At 48.9% G+C, this 18,026-nt stretch carries 19 protein-coding genes; 14 read left to right on the plus strand and 5 right to left on the minus strand.

Going from position 1 to position 18,026, the window contains the following annotated elements:
• Window positions 1–17: 17 nt before the first annotated feature.
• The gene (locus GBK04_RS14185; protein WP_152760718.1) at window positions 18–599 is read right to left on the minus strand and encodes a LemA family protein; all 582 of its coding nucleotides are present in this window, start codon (window positions 597–599) and stop codon (window positions 18–20) included.
• Between the two features lie 266 nt (window positions 600–865).
• On the opposite strand from GBK04_RS14185, the gene GBK04_RS14190 reads away from it, so the two are divergent.
• Complete coding sequence (locus GBK04_RS14190; RefSeq protein WP_152760720.1) at window positions 866–1,321, plus strand: hypothetical protein; 456 nt, start codon at window positions 866–868, stop codon at window positions 1,319–1,321.
• A 96-nt stretch (window positions 1,322–1,417) separates the two neighbouring features.
• Here GBK04_RS14190 and GBK04_RS14195 read toward each other — a convergent pair whose 3' ends face one another.
• The 4 genes from GBK04_RS14195 to GBK04_RS14210 form a co-directional block, all read right to left on the minus strand.
• Window positions 1,418–2,866 (minus strand): DASH family cryptochrome, encoded by a 1,449-nt coding sequence (locus GBK04_RS14195; RefSeq protein ID WP_152760722.1) that lies wholly within the window; start codon window positions 2,864–2,866, stop codon window positions 1,418–1,420.
• A 39-nt stretch (window positions 2,867–2,905) separates the two neighbouring features.
• A complete protein-coding gene (locus tag GBK04_RS14200; RefSeq protein WP_152760724.1) occupies window positions 2,906–4,255 on the minus strand; it encodes a peptidoglycan DD-metalloendopeptidase family protein in 1,350 nt (449 codons plus the stop codon).
• A gap of 150 nt (window positions 4,256–4,405) precedes the next feature.
• Window positions 4,406–6,430: a CHU_0125 family OmpA-like outer membrane integrity protein gene (locus GBK04_RS14205; RefSeq protein WP_444544417.1), complete on the minus strand. Its 2,025-nt coding sequence runs from the start codon at window positions 6,428–6,430 to the stop codon at window positions 4,406–4,408.
• A gap of 240 nt (window positions 6,431–6,670) precedes the next feature.
• Window positions 6,671–8,125: an NADP-dependent isocitrate dehydrogenase gene (locus tag GBK04_RS14210; RefSeq protein WP_152760726.1), complete on the minus strand. Its 1,455-nt coding sequence runs from the start codon at window positions 8,123–8,125 to the stop codon at window positions 6,671–6,673.
• A gap of 322 nt (window positions 8,126–8,447) precedes the next feature.
• Here GBK04_RS14210 and rpsL point away from each other — a divergent pair, with 322 nt between their 5' ends.
• The 13 genes from rpsL (at window position 8,448) to rplP (ending at window position 17,992) form a co-directional block, all read left to right on the plus strand.
• On the plus strand, window positions 8,448–8,864 hold the full coding sequence (gene rpsL, locus GBK04_RS14215; RefSeq protein ID WP_152760728.1) for a 30S ribosomal protein S12: 417 nt from the start codon (window positions 8,448–8,450) through the stop codon (window positions 8,862–8,864).
• 123 nt (window positions 8,865–8,987) lie between these two features.
• Window positions 8,988–9,455 carry a 30S ribosomal protein S7 gene (rpsG, locus tag GBK04_RS14220; protein WP_152760731.1) on the plus strand — a complete coding sequence of 156 codons (468 nt, stop codon included), beginning with the start codon at window positions 8,988–8,990 and terminating at the stop codon, window positions 9,453–9,455.
• Between the two features lie 239 nt (window positions 9,456–9,694).
• Window positions 9,695–10,450, plus strand: coding sequence for a hypothetical protein (locus GBK04_RS14225; protein ID WP_152760732.1), 756 nt, complete (start codon window positions 9,695–9,697; stop codon window positions 10,448–10,450).
• A 224-nt stretch (window positions 10,451–10,674) separates the two neighbouring features.
• Complete coding sequence (gene fusA / locus GBK04_RS14230; RefSeq protein WP_152760734.1) at window positions 10,675–12,798, plus strand: elongation factor G; 2,124 nt, start codon at window positions 10,675–10,677, stop codon at window positions 12,796–12,798.
• A gap of 143 nt (window positions 12,799–12,941) precedes the next feature.
• Entirely contained in the window at window positions 12,942–13,247 is a 306-nt protein-coding gene (rpsJ, locus tag GBK04_RS14235) for a 30S ribosomal protein S10 (protein ID WP_152760736.1), read from the plus strand.
• A 292-nt stretch (window positions 13,248–13,539) separates the two neighbouring features.
• A complete protein-coding gene (rplC, locus tag GBK04_RS14240; protein WP_152760738.1) occupies window positions 13,540–14,160 on the plus strand; it encodes a 50S ribosomal protein L3 in 621 nt (206 codons plus the stop codon).
• A 5-nt stretch (window positions 14,161–14,165) separates the two neighbouring features.
• Window positions 14,166–14,795, plus strand: a complete 630-nt coding sequence (gene rplD / locus GBK04_RS14245) for a 50S ribosomal protein L4 (protein ID WP_152760740.1) — start codon at window positions 14,166–14,168, stop codon at window positions 14,793–14,795.
• Window positions 14,796–14,798: 3 nt separating this feature from the next.
• Window positions 14,799–15,089, plus strand: coding sequence for a 50S ribosomal protein L23 (rplW, locus tag GBK04_RS14250; RefSeq protein ID WP_152760742.1), 291 nt, complete (start codon window positions 14,799–14,801; stop codon window positions 15,087–15,089).
• 40 nt (window positions 15,090–15,129) lie between these two features.
• Entirely contained in the window at window positions 15,130–15,954 is an 825-nt protein-coding gene (gene rplB, locus GBK04_RS14255) for a 50S ribosomal protein L2 (protein ID WP_152760744.1), read from the plus strand.
• A gap of 9 nt (window positions 15,955–15,963) precedes the next feature.
• Window positions 15,964–16,242 carry a 30S ribosomal protein S19 gene (rpsS, locus tag GBK04_RS14260; RefSeq protein ID WP_152760746.1) on the plus strand — a complete coding sequence of 93 codons (279 nt, stop codon included), beginning with the start codon at window positions 15,964–15,966 and terminating at the stop codon, window positions 16,240–16,242.
• A gap of 56 nt (window positions 16,243–16,298) precedes the next feature.
• Window positions 16,299–16,688: a 50S ribosomal protein L22 gene (rplV, locus tag GBK04_RS14265; protein WP_152760748.1), complete on the plus strand. Its 390-nt coding sequence runs from the start codon at window positions 16,299–16,301 to the stop codon at window positions 16,686–16,688.
• 16 nt (window positions 16,689–16,704) lie between these two features.
• Entirely contained in the window at window positions 16,705–17,517 is an 813-nt protein-coding gene (gene rpsC, locus GBK04_RS14270; protein ID WP_152760750.1) for a 30S ribosomal protein S3, read from the plus strand.
• Between the two features lie 49 nt (window positions 17,518–17,566).
• On the plus strand, window positions 17,567–17,992 hold the full coding sequence (gene rplP, locus GBK04_RS14275) for a 50S ribosomal protein L16 (RefSeq protein WP_152760752.1): 426 nt from the start codon (window positions 17,567–17,569) through the stop codon (window positions 17,990–17,992).
• The last annotated feature ends 34 nt before the right edge of the window (window positions 17,993–18,026 follow it).

Below are 18,026 nucleotides of genomic sequence, written 5' to 3' on the forward strand. Positions count from 1 at the left end.
CTTTTTAGTCAGGATACTTAAAACTGTACCGTTGGAGCATTTTGAGCCGCCTGCGAAGCTTCAAAGAAGCCTTTCACATGGAAGCCGAATATACCGGCAAAGATGGCGTTGGGGAAAGTCCGTACGGATTGGTTGTAGTCTTTCACGGTGGTATTGAAGTCGTTACGAGCTACGGCGATGCGGTTTTCGGTACCTTCCAACTGGGCCTGTAGTTCCAGGAAGTTCTGGTTGGCTTTCAGGTCGGGATAGCGCTCCACGGATACCAACAAACGCGACAGCGCGCCGCCCAACTGATCCTGCGCGGCCTGAAATTTCTGCATATTTTCGGGGGTCAACTGATCGGCATTCAACTGGATGGAAGTGGCCTTGGCGCGGGCGTTGATAACATCCGTGAGGGTACCCCTTTCGAAATCGGCCGCTCCTTTGACCGTGTTGACCAGGTTGGGAATCAGGTCGGCGCGGCGCTGATACTGGCTTTGTACCTTAGACCAGGCTTCGTTGACCGTTTCGTCCTTCTGGACCAGTCCGTTGTAGGAACTGCAGCCGAACATGCCCCCGATTAGAAGAATTATGACAATAACAATGACGCTCTTAGACATGATTGAGTTTTGGTTAGAGGTTAGCGTTGGTTCAAAATTAGCCAAAGCTAGCTATTTCTAGCCACAAATCTACATGACTGGTTCGCTGGCCTTGCTGTGTCCCCTTGCACCTATATGAGTGGACGAGGGCGTATTTGCTAACTTTTAGATGACGGGTTGCTGGCCGGTATTCTATTACGCTAGTATTAATTTATCGCAAAGGTGCTATATTTAGTTACTTTTTTAATTGGAAGATTTTTTTTCCCACAGTTAAACTTTTACTTATTATGAAACCAAGACAAATTCCGTGGGGACGTGTGCATCCCATTCATAGACTCCTTGGTAAGATTGGATTGGCCTACTCGCCAATTATAATAGTACTACTCATCGAAAGTTGCCGCAATAAAGAGGTCGCTCGCCTAACAACGGTATACGGTAAAGTTACCGACCAGGCTGGGCAGCCCGTTGACAGTGTAACCATAGGTATGCAGGGATACGAAGGATGGCTCGGAGGTTTGCCAATTGACAAAGTCTATACGAACCAGAAAGGAGAGTACGAGTTGGTGGTTGACGTGCCTTTAAGGTACAGTTATGCAGGAGTACAGCTGAATTTTGAATACAGGTCGCTCCTTGACAGTTACTATGACTGGCTGATCTACAAAAACGATGTCAAGACAGGGGACTGTTGCATAGTGACGATGGGAGGAAAGACAAAATACGACTTTACGTTACTGCCAAAATGATTTTCAACTCAAAAAACTTGCAAGAGGATATGGAAAATATTTATGGAAATGCTTGCAGGACATCTACAAACATTCAGGCACGCTTTTCCGCTATGTTCAGGAAGTAGGTTCCTGCGTCCACCGCTCCGCGTCGACAATCGGCCGGGGATAATCTTCTCCCAGCATCACCCCATATTCCTGTTGCTCAGCGGGCGTCAGCTGCCATACTTTATGAAGTTTCTCGGCAGGTACCTTAGCCAATTCGGGTAGCCAGTACCGTACATAATCGCCGTTTTCGTCGTAGCGGGTGGCCTGGAAATAGGGGTTGAAGTAGCGCGTTCCGCGCGGGTCGTTACCTACCCCCGCCACGTAGTTCCAGTTGCCCCAGTTGCTGCACACGTCATAGTCGATCAGCATACTTTCGAACCAGGAGGCGCCCCAGGTCCAGTCGATACCCAGACCATTGGCGAGGAAACTGGCCACATTCTGCCGGCCCCGATTGGATAGGTAGCCCGTGGCGGCCAGCTCGCGCATATTGGCATCCACAAAGGGTACCCCCGTATTGCCTGTTTTCCAGGTTTCGAAAAGTGAGCGGTCGTGGCGCCAGCGTTTGTCTTTATTAAGTTTCAGGCCCGAGGGTTTGAACAGGCGGGTACCCCAGCGCAGCATTACGAAGTGGAAGTAGTCGCGCCAGAGTAATTCAAAAATCAGCCAGTAGGTAGAGTCATTGGCAGTACGCTCGATTTCGTAGCGTTTCACTTCTTCATAAATCTGGCGCGGTGAAATGCAGCCCTGGGCTAGCCAGGCCGCAAACTTGGACGAATAGTCCGCGCCCAGCATGCCGTTGCGGGTTTCTTTGTAAGTGCTGATGGCGTCACTTTCCCACAAATAGTCGTGCAGACGCCGTTGGCCCGCCGTTTCACCGCCTTTGAAATCCAGAACACTCCGTGCATCAGGTACCTTGATTTCCACTTCTGTAAAGCCCAGATCCGTAAAATCAGGGATTTCTCCCGCATCGTACTCAGTGGGTAGGATGACACGCTCCGGGACGGGTGCCGTGGGGCGGACAGGTGTGTTTTTTTCTATTTGCTTACGAAAATCCGTAAAAATATCCGGTAGTTTGTTGATCCCGAAAGACAAGTCACGCACATGGTATAGCGTGGACATCCAGGTAAAAACCATGTCGATATTCAACGTTTTGAGCCGTTTGCTCAGTGATGATTCCACATTGGTTTCTTCCTGAGCGATTTCCTTGCTCAGGTGTAGTTCATGTACGTCGTACTGTTCCGCAATTTCGGCCAGAACGCGCTCGGGCTCGCCTACTCTGACAAGCAGTTCTCCACCCTTTTCGCGTAGCATAGTCCGGAGAACGGCTACACTTTCCCGGATGAAACGGGTACGGTAAATACCTATTTTGCGGAAGCCCAGCGAGGTTTTTTCAAATACCCGGGGGTCAAAGATAAATACCGGAATCACCTCATCGGCTTTCCGGGTAGCATTCAGAAAACCCTCGTTATCGTGTAAGCGCAGGTCGTTGCGAAACCAGTACAGAATGCGATTGGCCATGAAAAACTAGTCAGATTGAATAAGAAGCCGCGAAATTACTCATTCCTTGCTGATCCAGCCTTTTACTCCGGTTTTATTTAACTCCACCAGCTCAAAATTACCATGGGTACCCAACACCGGGAGCGTGGCGGATTCCGCTAGTACTTCATAGACAGCGGCATCGGAGTAGGCTTCATCATAAACCGGCGTTTGGGCCACAACTTTGGCCTGACGAAGCGAGGTACCTACCTCTCTGACCGCCGAAGCCAACAGGTACCCCTCGGTTTCGGTGGGCGTGCGCACCCGCAGCCATCCGGCCGAACCTCCCAGCACGCGCACGATTTGGTTTTTGTCCAAAGTCGCCAGGGTAGTAGCCTTGCTATTGGGCGCTACCCTCAGACTCGAGTTTGTGGTGAGCCGCACGGTATCGCCGAGTGTTTCAGCACCAGGAAGTTTTTGGTTAGGTTCACCCAGACCGAGGCGAATGAAAGGGAAGGGATTGATAGCCCCGGTGCCGGATTCGTAGATGCCGAAATGCAAATGGGTACCCGTAGTGCGGGCATTGCCTGTGTTACCCACAAACCCCAGCGTGTCGCCCAGCTGCACGCGTTTACCCTGGGCTACATTAAAACTATCCAGATGGGCATAATATAGATTGATTCCGTGCGATTGGTCGGAAAGGAAAATGACATTGCCGCCCAGGTTGTTGGTACCTACCCGCGATACGTAACCGTCGATGGCAGCTAAGGCTGGGGTACCTCGAGGCGCGAAGATGTCCACGCCTTCATGACTACGCCGGCCGGCATCCCGATTGGCACCCCAAAAGCTACTGATTTGTTTGCTGTTGCGACCCTGCACCGGAAAGGCGAGCAACGGGTCGCGGGTGATGGAAAGTGTATAGCGGCCACTTCGCAAGAGTTCGGGTTGAATGCGAATCAGATGCATGCGGCTACGTTTTACTTCCCAGCGCAGCCCGGTGGTATCGGCTTTGGCAGACAGTACCCGCGAAAGCTTCTGGCGGTCGTCCAGTTCAAAAACGTCTACAAAAACCTTCGTATCTGCGACATCGGGTAGGTCGCGGCCTTGCACCGTTACGCCGATCAACAACACATCGCCGCGCTCGGCCTGCACCCGGTAGCCCAGGGCAAAAGGCGACTGCGCCGGAAAGTACCCGCTTTCGCGGTAGGGCAGGGTAATGAGCAGCGAATCACGCAGCGAACGCTCGGAGGCGGCTAGCCACAAACTACCCAAAGCCGTCTTATCGAGGTTAGCGGTTTTCAGCGAATTCGCGTACTGCTCATGGGGCGACGGGGAAGTGAAAATACCCTGGCCAGGGCCGAATATTTCGCAGGAACTGAGGATGAAGGCGCAAAAAAAAGGTAGAATGTATTTTAAGAACCGTAAATTCATTTTGAGTGAAGAGTTGGCTGGTGATGGAAGAATATGTTAGGTCAATGAAAAAATCTGTGCCTTTTGTGAAAAATAGATAAGTGGAAAAGCAACAGCCCCTGCCGTTTCCGACAGGGGCTGCTTTTTTCCACAAAAAGAATTGCCTCTGAATCAGTAGCTCAACACTGTGAACTCCGTGCGGCGGTTGCGCTGATGTTCTTCTTCGGTTTTGGCATTCTGGACAATAAGTTGCCGCTCGCCGTAGCCCTTGGCGGTTAGGCGGTCGGCATCGATACCTCTTGAAATCAAATAATTAACCGCCGACTGCGCCCGCTGCTGCGAGAGTCTATCATTGTAGGCGTCGGTGGCGCGGGCATCCGTGTGCGAAGCAAGCTCGATTTTGATCGTCGGATTATCTTTCAGAATCTGCACCAGTTTATCCAACTCCACGGCAGCATCGGAACGGATGTTGTATTTGTCTAGATCGTAGTAAATATTTTCCAGCGTAAAGGTCTTGTTCAATTCCAGATCGTCCAGCCGCACGGTCACACGGTAGGTCGTATCGGTCAGAACCTTATTCAGGAAAATCGGCGGAATGCTCCGGCCATCCATCGAGAACGGCTCACGTTTGGTGATGTACCCTTTCTTTTCTACCAAGAGCACGTAATCCTTGCCTTCTTCCAATTTGTATTTTCCAAAGGTACCCTGATCGCCCGTCGTTAGTTCGGCCAGTTCCACATCCGCGCTATCGGACAGGATACGCACTCGCGCTGAGTCGATGGGAGTAGAGGCAGTGTTATTGGTCAGGACCGTACCTTCCAGGAAATACCGCACTACTTTGAGCTGCCCCTTGATGTAGTTCGGATTATTGGGATTCATCGGGTTAGTGGGGTCGTTCTGCGCCAGAATCGTCGAGTCAGGTGTTTCTTCTACGGGGTTCGAGAAGAAATAAATGTCGTCATCACCCTTCCCACCTTCGCGATTAGAAGCAAAAAAACCATTGTCCGTATCTTCAAAGAACACCAGCCCGAAATCGTCCTGTGGAGTATTGAATGGAATACCCAGATTCTCGATGGATATGACGCCCTGTGAGCGCGTCGCTACGAAAAGATCGAGCTTACCCAGACCGGGATGCCCATCGGAAGAGAAGTATAGCTTGTTGTCGGGCGAAACATAGGGGAACATTTCGTCCCCGGCGGTATTGATGTCCTTGCCCATATTCACAGGCTTGCTGAAACGCCCTGAGGCATCCATATTGGTCCGGTACAAGTCGATACCTCCGGCACCGCCGGCGCGGTTAGAGGCAAAGTAAATCGTCTTGCCATCGCGCGAGAAAGCGGGAGAGCCATCCCAGGCCAGCGAATCATTGATGGGTAGGTAGCTGGGCTCGGTCCATTGTCCATTGACCAGCCGGCTGAGGTACAAATCTACATCCAGGGTACCTTTACGTTTGCCGGTATTGCCACGGGCAAACACCAGTGTTTTGCCATCGGGTGAAAAAGCCGGAGAGCCTTCATTGGCTTCCTCCGCAAAAATGCTGGAACTGAACAGGGTAGGGCTACCGCTGGCTTCGCTGGGCTGCTCGCCGATTTTTATTTTATAAAGGCCCAGCATGGCCTGTCCGTTGTTTTTATAAATCTTCTCCTTCTTGGAAGCCGACATGACCAATTCTCCGTTCAGGACGGCGGGTGAAAACTCGGCTCCTGGTGTGTTAAAGGGTAGGTCGAGCACTGTGACCTCCGCCTTTTTTTGCTTGATGCGATCGGTGATTTTTAGGGTCTCTACCTCACGGGCGGCCCGCTCTTTCAGCGTTTTGTTGGCTGTTTCGTTCTCGGTAAACTGGGCAAACTGCTGCCGGGCCTCATCGTACTGACCGGACGCTTTTAGGGCGTAGGCATACTGGAAGCGCGCGTTGGGATCGGTAGCTCCGGCCTCCATCGCCTTTTGGTAGTAAGGAATTGCCTCGCGGTAGCGATTGGACAACCGGTACGACTCGGCGATGAGGTAGTTGGTTTGGGCGGACTCATAATTACCTTCGGCAGCTTTCTGAAAGTCCTTCAGGGCTAGGTCGTACTCGCCATTCTCAAATTTCTTGACACCATTTTTGTAGGCTTGCATCGTGGGGTTACAGGCTTGCAAAACAAAGCAGAGTCCCAAAATCAATGCCCCCGCTGCGTGGCGACTTAACGTATTCATAGGGATAGGGAAGGAAAAATATTTGCGCAAATGCATAGCTATTAAGGAGAATTTGGAATTATCCCGAAGACAATACTACTAAAACAACGTTGGGAAAGAAAATTCTACGATGGACTAACGATATTTTTTATAAAAAATTGAAAGCCGTAACTGACAATCAGCCGATGGCCGTTTTTACCTGAGGTTTTTATAGAAAGCATGCTTCCAAGTCGGAAGCATGCTTCGTTTTACACTTTCCCGTTATTCGCCTGCTCCCAGCGAATAGCCTGGCTTACCGTCGAAGGCATAGAGGTTTTCGGTTTTGATGGTATCGAAACCCTGTTCGTTCAAAAGTGCCAATTGCTGCCAGATGCTTTTTTTATCAATACTTCCTTCGGTGCCTTCCTGGCCGATGAAACGACACCGCCAGTGATCGGTGCAGAAGGTTTCGGGTACCCCATCGGGGTATACCTTGACACCCCGGTTGGTGATCATTTTGAGTTGCAGAGGAGAATTCTCCAAACCCGAAATCGCATCACCTAGTTGTTGTGAGGTACCTTCGGTCCAATCCAGAAAAATATCCACGCCTACCAGAGTTTTTTCTTGACGGGTTTCGGCCCCGGATGTGATGTGAATGGGTTTGGGAGCGGCGGCGTAACTGATAGTCTTGAAATGTTCGGGCGTTTGTCCCAGGCGGGCAATAATGGCGTCGGCGAAGCCCTGGGTACCTACCCGTTCCTTACTTACCCCTTCCTGGTAAATATCCCCGGTATGAATGCCATCTTCAATGGTTTTGAGCCAGGCGTTGTGCACCTTGGCGGCCACATCGCCCTGCCCGATATGCACCAGCATCATAATAGCCCCGTTAAGCAGACCCGATGGATTGGCGATGCCGCGCCCGGCGATGTCGGGCGCCGAACCGTGAATGGCCTCGAACATGGCGCACTGCTCGCCGACATTGGCCGAGCCGCCCATCCCTACCGATCCGGCGATCTGGGCGGCGATGTCGGATATAATGTCGCCATATAGATTCAGTGTCACGATCACGCCAAAGCGCTCCGGCTCGTCGGCCAGTAGGGCCGATCCAATGTCGATGATCCAGTGTTCTTTTTCAATGTCGGGATATTCTGCCGCTATCTCGTCAAAGACCCGATGGAAAAGCCCGTCGGTCATTTTCATGATGTTGTCTTTCGAAAGGCACGTGACCTTCCGGCGGTTATAAGCGCGGGCGTACTCGAATGCGTAGCGAATGATTTTCTCGCAGCCGGGCCGTGAAATCAGCTTCAGGCATTGGTACATCTGGTTGGTTTGCCGGTGCTCGATTCCGGTGTAAAGGTCTTCCTCGTTTTCTCGGATAATCACTAGGTCCAGCAACGGGTGCTTGGTCTCGACGTAGGGCGAGTAGGCCATGCATGGCCGCACGTTGGCAAACAGCCCCAGTGTAGTGCGGGCTGTGACATTCAGGCTTTTGTAGCCACCGCCCTGTGGGGTGGTAATGGGGGCTTTGAGGAAAACTTTATTTCGGCGCAATGATTCCCAGTCGCTGGGTTGAATACCGGCCTTACTACCACTTTTATATACTTTTTCGCCAATTTCGATTACTTCGGGTTCGATGCGCGCACCGGCAGCAGTGAGGATGCGGAGGGTAGCGTCCATAATTTCAGGACCGATGCCGTCGCCATACGCGACGGTAATAGGGGTGTTGGTTGATGACATACTTTTTGGGGTTCAAAGGAATTGGTTCATGAATAGAAAAAAGATACCGGCAAGAGGCGAATAAAATCATTCCAGAGCCGCCATCTGGCCGATAAGCTGATTACTGGCCGGGTACGACAGCGGAATCAAATTTCACAGCCGGTACTAGCCAGATAAGTACAATACTACAACCATCCGGCGGGATGAGCTCTTTTCGTAAAATAATTGGAAGGTACCTTTTGGAAATCATTGCCAGATGCTTACTTTTGCAGTCCGATTTTTTCAAAAATACTGTATTTACAAAAACGAAGGGCTGATTAGCCGTTCAAAATCAAATCGTTAAATGCCTACTATTTCACAGTTAGTCCGTAAAGGGAGAGAGAAAATGACGTGGAAATCCAAATCTCCGGCTTTGGATTCCTGCCCGCAGCGTCGCGGGGTGTGTACCCGCGTGTACACCACGACGCCCAAGAAGCCCAATTCGGCGCTTCGTAAGGTAGCCCGGGTGCGCCTGAGCAACCAGAAAGAAGTGAATGCCTACATTCCCGGTGAAGGCCACAACCTGCAGGAGCACTCGATCGTGCTGATCCGTGGGGGAAGAGTAAAAGATTTACCCGGGGTACGTTATCACATCATTCGGGGAGCTTTGGATACCTCCGGTGTGAATGGCCGCAAGCAGCGTCGTTCCAAGTACGGTGCCAAGCGTCCCAAGCCAGGTCAGCCAGCTGCTGCACCCGCCAAAGGAGGCAAGAAGAAGTAACATAGTAACGCTCTCGACTTTTTATTAGGAAATATTCTTTGATATAAAAGGGAAGTAATCCGGGCCTATGCGGCGGGATGAATGAGTTGCAAAACGAAACCTCACTTAAAAATTTTTGAAGTAATGAGAAAGACCAAACCAAAGAAAAGATACATCCTGCCCGACCCGAAATTTCGTGACGTGCAGGTGACCAAGTTCGTCAATAACCTGATGTACGATGGTAAGAAGAGTACGGCGTTTACGATTTTCTATGATGCCATCGAGCTCGTGGAAAAGAAAACCAGTGAAAACGGCCTGGAATTGTTCCGGAAGGCATTGAACAACGTAACTCCCGGTGTGGAGGTAAAAAGCCGCCGTGTGGGTGGAGCTACTTTCCAGGTACCAACCGAAGTGCGCCCCGAGCGCAAGCAGTCGCTGGGTATGAAGTGGTTGATTAGTTATGCCCGCAAGCGCGGTGAGAAAACGATGATGGACCGTCTCGCAGCCGAAATCATTGCGGCTTCCAAAGGAGAGGGTGCCGCTGTGAAGAAGAAGGACGATACGCACCGTATGGCGGAAGCTAACAAAGCGTTCTCACACTTCCGTTTCTAGGAAAAGAATTTTTGAAAAAATACGGAAAGCCCGCTTCGATTTGGAGCGGGCTTTTTTTGTTTTTGTAGCCCACAAAAGAATTTATTATTGGTAAAAGGCAACAGGTGATCGGGCAAATAGGTAAGAAAAACGAACTGCTCGCTGATTAAATAGGTAAGATTGCTTGGGGAGTTTACCCTAAGTGTCAGATAATTACAAGCTCTATATTACATATATTTGGATGAAAAACAGAACCAGCTATGACATTGCTAACCCTTAAAGTCGAAGCAGAGGACGAAATTGCTAAACGAACTAGTTACAGTGCAATTGCCAATTATAAAACTGACTGGTTTCTTCTGGACAAAAAAACAGGCCTCACTATTTTGATAAGTGTTTTGTTAAGTAGCTGTACCAATACGGTTGACTCAGGGTACCCTTATCTGAGGTTTGATAAAAATGACACAAAAACATTTATCAACTACCAAAAGGGTAGGATTTTAGTATTCAATAGTTCTACTGCGCCAAGCCGGACTTATCAGGTGCAGGATGTTGTTCAGCAGAAAAGTGAATATACGGTGGGAATGGGCTTCTTTGGTGGTTACGCATCCAAATACTACGAATACGACGAGCGACTGATTACGTTCAAAAACCTAGATGGTAAAATCAACGAATGGGTAATCAACTATCAGAAAAGGCCATCTGTTTTGAGTGCTTCTGGTAAGCCCGACTTGTCGTCACCTGCCAAACTATCCTCGAAGATGAAAATGTGGGAGTGGAACGAGATTGGCCCCGTTTATCCCATAGACCTGAATGATAAGACTGAACTCGTAACCTTACAAATCGGCAATCAGCAGGTTCGGAATGTTCAGAAAATATCGAGCGGACGCTTGACAGGTAATAAAACAAACGTATCCTACCGGTTCGACTGGGATGTCAATGTACTCTATTTTAGCGCTGAATTGGGTATTATTGGGTTTGGTGATATAAATGGTAATGTTTGGTTACTGGAGAAATGATTGGATAACTCTTGCTGCTACGGAAAATTAATTCCAGGAACGTATGCCCACTTTGTCAGGAAAAGGGATTTTACAAAAAAATAAAAACAGTGTATTGCTTTTGGAAGAATAATACCATAATTTTGCGCTCTCATTTTTGGGAAAGTGCGTACGAAGCAGCATAATCTGCACGTTTTCAGCCGAAATACTTTTAGCAACAGACATAAAAACAATTCACTTCCAGCATGGCACGTGATTTAAGATTAACCAGGAACATTGGTATTGCCGCCCACATCGACGCGGGTAAAACGACGACGACGGAGCGTATCCTCTACTATGCAGGCGTAAGCCACAAAATCGGTGAGGTACACGACGGTGCTGCTACTATGGACTGGATGGAGCAGGAGCAGGAGCGTGGTATCACAATCACCTCGGCAGCTACTACTGTAGACTGGATGTACCGTGATGAGAAATATCACATCAACATTATCGACACCCCCGGCCACGTAGACTTTACGGTGGAAGTAAACCGTTCCCTTCGGGTATTGGACGGGCTGGTTTTTCTGTTCAGTGCCGTGGATGGGGTAGAGCCGCAGTCGGAAACGAACTGGCGCCTGGCCAACAATTATAATGTAGCTCGTATCGGATTCGTCAATAAAATGGACCGCTCGGGTGCTGATTTTCTGGCGGTTTGTGCGCAGGTAAAAGAGATGTTGGGAAGTTATGCCGTTCCCTTGCAATTACCCATCGGTGCCGAGGAAAACTTCCGGGGTGTGGTGGATCTGGTGAACTTCCGGGGTATCGAGTGGAACGAGGAAGATAAGGGAATGACCTTTACTGAGGTACCTATCCCTGATGATATGATCGAAGAAGCTACCGAATGGCGCGAGAAATTGCTCGAAGCTGTAGCCGAATTCGACGACACATTAATGGAGAAGTATTTCGATGATCCTGCTTCAATTTCAGAAGACGAAATATTGGCGGCTCTTCGCGCAGCCACCATTAGCATGAAGATCGTGCCTATGTTGTGCGGTTCTTCGTTTAAAAATAAGGGTGTACAAACGATGCTGGATTATGTGATGGCGATTCTTCCCTCACCTCTAGACCGTGGTACGATCACGGGTACCGATCCCCGTACTGAGGCACCTGTCACCCGCAAGCCGGTGGGAACGGATCCCTTCTGCGCTCTGGCCTTCAAAATTGCTACCGATCCCTACGTAGGTCGTCTTTGCTTTATTCGCTCTTACTCAGGGACTTTGGAATCAGGTTCGTATGTGCTGAATAACCGTTCGGGAAACAAAGAACGTATCTCTCGTATTTTTCAGATGCACGCTAACAAGCAGAATCAAATTGATCGCCTGGAAGCTGGAGACATTGGTGCAGTAGTAGGTTTTAAAGATATCAAAACGGGAGATACCCTGTCAGACGAGAAAAGCCCAATTGTACTGGAATCCATGGTGTTTCCTGAGCCGGTAATCGGTTATGCAATCGAGCCTAAGAAAACGGCTGATCAGGATAAATTTGGTAACGCCATTGCTAAGTTAATTGAGGAAGATCCTACGCTTCAGGTAAATACCGATGAAGAAACGGGTCAAACCATTATTCGGGGTATGGGCGAGCTTCACCTGGAAATTATCATTGACCGGATGCGTCGTGAATTCAAGGTTGAAGTAAATCAGGGAGCTCCTCAAGTAGCTTACAAGGAAGCCTTGACTAAAAACTTTGAACACCGCGAAGTGTATAAGAAACAAACGGGTGGTCGTGGTAAATTCGCGGATATCGCTTTCGAGATCGGCCCTCGCGATGAGCCGGAAGATGGCAAGGAGAAAGAACAAGGCCTACAATTTGTAAACAACATTGTGGGTGGTGTCATTCCCCGTGAATTTATTCCTTCGATTCAGAAGGGCTTTGATGAAGCCATGAAAAATGGTCCTTTGGCGGGTTATCCACTGGATTCGATGAAGGTACGTCTCTTCCACGGGTCTTTCCACGATGTGGATTCTGATTCATTTTCTTTTGAGATGGCGGCCCGGCTTGGCTTCAAAGAGGCGGCACGCCAGGCGGGTGCTAAATTGCTGGAACCTATTATGGCCGTAGAAGTTGTTTCACCCGAAGAATATACCGGACCCATCACAGGTGACCTAAACCGTCGTAGGGGTATTATGAAGGGAATGGACACTAAAGCGGGTTCACAGGTTGTGAAAGCTGATGTACCTCTGTCTGAGTTATTCGGCTATGTAACGGATCTTCGTACTATTACATCGGGACGTGCCACAGCCAGCTTGACCTTCTCGCATTATGACTTCATTCCACAAAACCTGGCTGAGACTGTGATTAGCAAGGCCAAAGGTGGCGCAGTGAATGCTTAATATAGAAAAAGGTAGCAGGACCCAATGGTCCTGCTAAGTATTATAAATAAAAAACAATCCATCGGTGAAGTAAATGGTTCTTTCATACTTTGGATGCTCGTCGGGAACGGCAGATTTCATGAACCACTCTATAAAAACTGACAATGAATCAGAAAATTCGCATCAAGCTCAAATCATTCGACCACAATTTGGTTGACAAATCGGCTGAGAAAATTGTAAAAGCGGTGAAGGCTACCGGAGCCGTAGTAAGCGGCCCTATCCCTTTACCGACGAAGAAGGAAAAGTTCACAGTGCTGCGCTCACCTCACGTAAACAAAAAATCGCGTGAGCAATTCCAGCTCTGTACATATAAGAGATTAGTGGATATTTTTTCGTCGAGCGCTAAAACGGTAGATGCTCTTATGAAGTTGGAGCTTCCCAGCGGCGTTGATGTAGAGATTAAAGTATAAGGAAGTTTTGTGCAGGGGAAGTCCCCTCTGCTGATGAATGACATATTGGTCGGGTGAAGGTCCGTAAGCTTTGGAAACCACATCTGAGTTCTTCTCGTTGGAAAGGGTACAATTATGCCCTAAACTAGTTTTGCCAACGTTGATTGAGGTCAGATGCCACGTACATCTGACCTTTTTTATTGAAAATCAGAAAAATATAACAAGAAGCGGTTAGGATACTTAATTCCTTTTACTAACTTTGCAGTCCGTTTCAAAAAATAGGTTTAATCCTGCTATTTTAAAACAATAAAAGATGTCTGGTTTAATAGGAAAGAAGATCGGAATGACCAGTTTGTACAATGCTGACGGGCAGGCTCTGGCATGTACGGTAATTCAGGCTGGTCCCTGTGTCGTAACACAGGTAAGAACCGAAGAAAAGGATGGCTATGAGGCCCTCCAGTTGGCATTTGGTGAGAAGAAAGAAAAGAACACCACCAAACCCATGCTGGGTCATTTCAAAGCTGCCAACACGACTCCCAAACAAAAATTGGTAGAGTTCAAGTTTTTCACTGAGCAACACGAATTGGGTAAGACTCTGACAATCCAGGATATTTTCCAGGAGGGTGAATTTGTGGATGTAGTAGGAAAAGTGAAAGGTCGCGGATTTCAGGGTGTTGTAAAGCGCCATGGATTCGGCGGGGTAGGTGGACAAACGCACGGCCAGCACAACCGGGCTCGTCACCCAGGTTCAATTGGTGCCTGCTCATTTCCCTCCCGTGTATTCAAAGGTATCCGCATGGCGGGCCGCATGGGTGGCAACCGCGTAACAATTCAGAACCTGCGCGTCTTGAAAATTATTCCCGAGCAAAACCTTTTGGTAATCAGCGGCTCGGTCCCCGGTTCAAAGAATTCATTTGTAATCATTGAGAAATAATACCGATGGAACTGTCCGTAATTAATATAAAAGGAGAAGATACCGGTAAGAAAATCACCTTATCGGAAGAGATCTTCGGTATCACGCCCAACGAGCATGCCGTTTACCTTGATGTGAAGCAGTACCTGGCCAATCAGCGCCAGGGTACCCACAAATCCAAGGAACGCGCCGAGGTTAATTATTCAACCCGCAAACTTAAGCGTCAGAAAGGCACGGGTGGTGCCCGGGCGGGTAGCCGCAAATCGCCTGTATTTGTAGGTGGCGGCCGGATTTTTGGACCTCGTCCCCGTGACTATGGCTTCAAGCTGAATAAGAAAGTCAAAGTACTGGCTCGCAAATCGGCTTTGGCTGCGAAAGCCCAGGCCGACTCGGTTTCGATTGTAGAAGAATTTACGTTCGATGCGCCGCGCACAAAGTCTTATCTGGAGTTTCTGAATGCAATTTCCGTGACAGGACAGAAAACGCTACTGATTCTCGGTGCTGCCGACAAGAACGTATACCTGTCTGGACGTAACATACCCAAGACCAGGATTATGACGGCCGACATGGTCAATACTTATGAACTCTTGCACGCGGACCGTCTGTTGATCAGCACCCCTGCTTTGGATGTATTGGAAACTCTTTTGAACAAATAAGCAATGACGAACGTACTTAAACGTCCGATTATAACCGAAAAGGTAACCGCTCAGGGAGCCCTGCGGAAATATGCCTTTGAGGTAGAAAAAACGGCGAACAAATTTGAAATTAAGAAAGCCATTGAGAAAATGTTCGGAGTGACCGTTGAAAGCGTAAATACCATGCGTTGCATCGGAAAAACTAAAACCCGTATCTCATCCGGCAAATTCATCTCGGGCAAAACATCAACGTATAAGAAAGCTATTGTTACTGTGGCCGAAGGTGAGATCATTGATCTTTACGGTGAGGTGTAGAAATAGCTGACGCATTTATAACATTGACGAGCATATAGCAATGGCAGTTAAAAAAATAAAACCAACAAGTGCAGGACAGCGTTTTCGCGTGGCTCCCGCCTTTACGGAAATTACAGCTTCAAAGCCCGAACGTAGCCTGATCGAGCCCATCAAAAAGACGGGTGGTCGTAATAGTCAGGGACATCGTACTGCACGCCACATTGGTGGTGGTCACAAACGCATGTATCGGGTTATTGACTTCAAGCGTAATCGTTTTGAGGATGTAGCTGAGGTGATGACAATTGAATACGATCCTAACCGTTCCGCTCGGATTGCGCTGGTGCAGTATGAGGACGGAGAGAAGCGTTATATTCTATCTCCCAACGGATTAAATGTAGGTCAGAAAATTATTTCTGGCGCTAGTGTTGCCCCTGAAGTAGGAAACGCGCTTCCATTGAGTGCTATGCCAATCGGAACGATTGTCCACAATATAGAAATTACTCCGGGTAAAGGTGGGCAGTTTGCCCGGTCAGCCGGAACATACGCTCAGTTAGTAGCGCGGGAAGGCAAGTATGCTGTACTACGCCTTCCTTCTGGAGAAATGCGTATGATTCTGTCGGCCTGCGTAGCCACGGTAGGTACCGTGTCCAACTCCACGCACATGAACGTGAATTTGGGTAAAGCGGGTCGCAAACGCTGGTTGGGTCGTCGTCCTCGTGTCCGTGGTGTAGCCATGAACCCAGTAGATCACCCGATGGGTGGTGGCGAGGGACGTGCTTCGGGTGGCCAGCCGCGCTCACGCAACGGACAGTTCGCGAAGGGGCTCAAAACCCGGAAGCGTAACAAGCATTCTGAAAAACTGATTATTAGCAGACGTAAAAAGTAAGATAGCTACATGGCACGTTCATTAAAAAAAGGACCCTATATAGACTATCGCCTTGATAATAAAATTCAGGCGATGAACAATGCAACCCGTAAATCGGTCATTAAGACATGGTCACGCCGGTCTATGATTTCCCCCGATTTTATCGGACATACTTTTGCCGTCCACAATGGAAATAAGTTTATCCCTGTGTATGTCACTGAGAACATGGTAGGGCATAAACTGGGTGAATTTGCCCCGACCCGTAACTTCCGTGGCCATACAGCGAAAAAAGATAAGGGAAGACGTTAAACTTTGTTGACTGCCACATCCGTCCATCTGGTCCGGAAAGGCTAAATTGAAAGAACATGGAAGCAAGAGCAATTCTTAAAAATGTACCTACCTCGCCTCGCAAAATGCGGCTGGTAGCCGACATGATTCGCGGTCAGAAAGTCAGCAAAGCTTTGGCCCTTTTACGATTTCAGCCTAATTCAGGCGCCCCGATTCTCCACAAGGTACTGCTTTCAGCAGTTGCCAACTGGCAACAGGGCAATGAGGATGCCAAAATCGAAGACGCGGATCTTTATGTAAAAACAATATTTGTGGATGGAGGCCGGATGCTGAAGCGTCTTCGCCCCGCTCCCCAAGGACGCGCGCACCGGATTCGGAAGCGGTCCAACCACATCACGATTATCATTGACGATGCTTCAGCAGAGACTGACTTTGTAGAAGCGGAAGAAACTAATACTGAATCATAAACGATCTGAAATTAGAATGGGACAAAAGGTAAACCCAATAGGTCTGAGACTGGGCATTGTTAGAGGATGGGACTCAAGCTGGTATGGTGGAAAAGACTTCTCTGACAAGTTAGTTGAAGACGAAAAAATCCGCAACTACATCCAGGCGCGTATCCCCAAAGGTTCGATTTCCAAAGTAGTGATCGAGCGTACCCTGAAGCGTATTACGCTTACCATTCACACAGCCCGCCCGGGTATTGTGATCGGTAAGGGAGGTAGCGAGGTAGATAAGATCAAAGAAGAGCTCAAAAAAATTACGGGCAAGGACGTTCAGATCAATATTTACGAAATTAAGCGCCCCGAAATTGATGCCAAACTAGTAGGTGAGGCAATTGCCCAGCAGCTTCAGGCACGTATCTCTTACCGTAGAGCCATGAAGCAAGCTATTTCATCAGCTATGCGGGTAGGTTCACAAGGTATTAAGATTCGCTTGTCGGGTCGTTTGGGAGGAGCGGAAATGGCTCGTACTGAAGAATATAAGGAAGGTCGTATTCCGCTACATACTTTACGTGCCAATATTGACTACGCCGTATCCGAAGCCCAGACTATCTACGGAAAAATTGGGATCAAAGTATGGGTCTTCAAAGGAGAGCTTTACGGTAAGCAGGATCTTACACCAAGCGCTGCGACTGCTCAGGCCGATCGGAGTGACCGTAGTGAACGTGGTGATCGTCGTGGACGTGACAATGATCGGGGAGGTGCCGACCGTGGCGACCGCCGGAAGCGTAGTGGAGGTGGCCGTAATGACCGTAATGATCGGGGCGGTGCCAATACAGGTAGGAAAAAGTAAATAGAACGATATACAGCGCCGGGCGCTGGTACTAATAGATTAGAACCTCATGTTACAGCCGAAAAGAACCAGATTTCGTAAGCAGCAGAAAGATAAAGGTGCTTTCAACGGAATCGCAACCCGTGGTCACCAGATTTCCTTCGGATCATTTGCTATCAAAGCCCTTGAGCCAGGCTGGTTGACCGCTCGTCAGATTGAAGCTGCCCGTATTTCGGTAACGCGCGCTATGAAACGCGAAGGCCAGGTCTGGATTCGGGTTTTTCCAGACAAACCCATTACCAAGAAACCAGCAGAAGTACGGATGGGTAAGGGAAAAGGTGCACCCGAATATTGGGTTGCCACTGTGAAGCCCGGGACGATTATTTTTGAAGCCGCTGGTGTAAACCTTGATACAGCCAATGAAGCGCTTCGCCTGGCTGCACAGAAACTGCCGATCAAGACCAAATTCATCGTTCGTCGCGATTACCAGGAATAGCAGCTATTCAGATAGGATTTCTGAACTATACAAA

Origin of the sequence: Salmonirosea aquatica, from assembly GCF_009296315.1 — a bacterium.
Classification (GTDB): Bacteria; Bacteroidota; Bacteroidia; order Cytophagales; family Spirosomataceae; genus Salmonirosea; species Salmonirosea aquatica.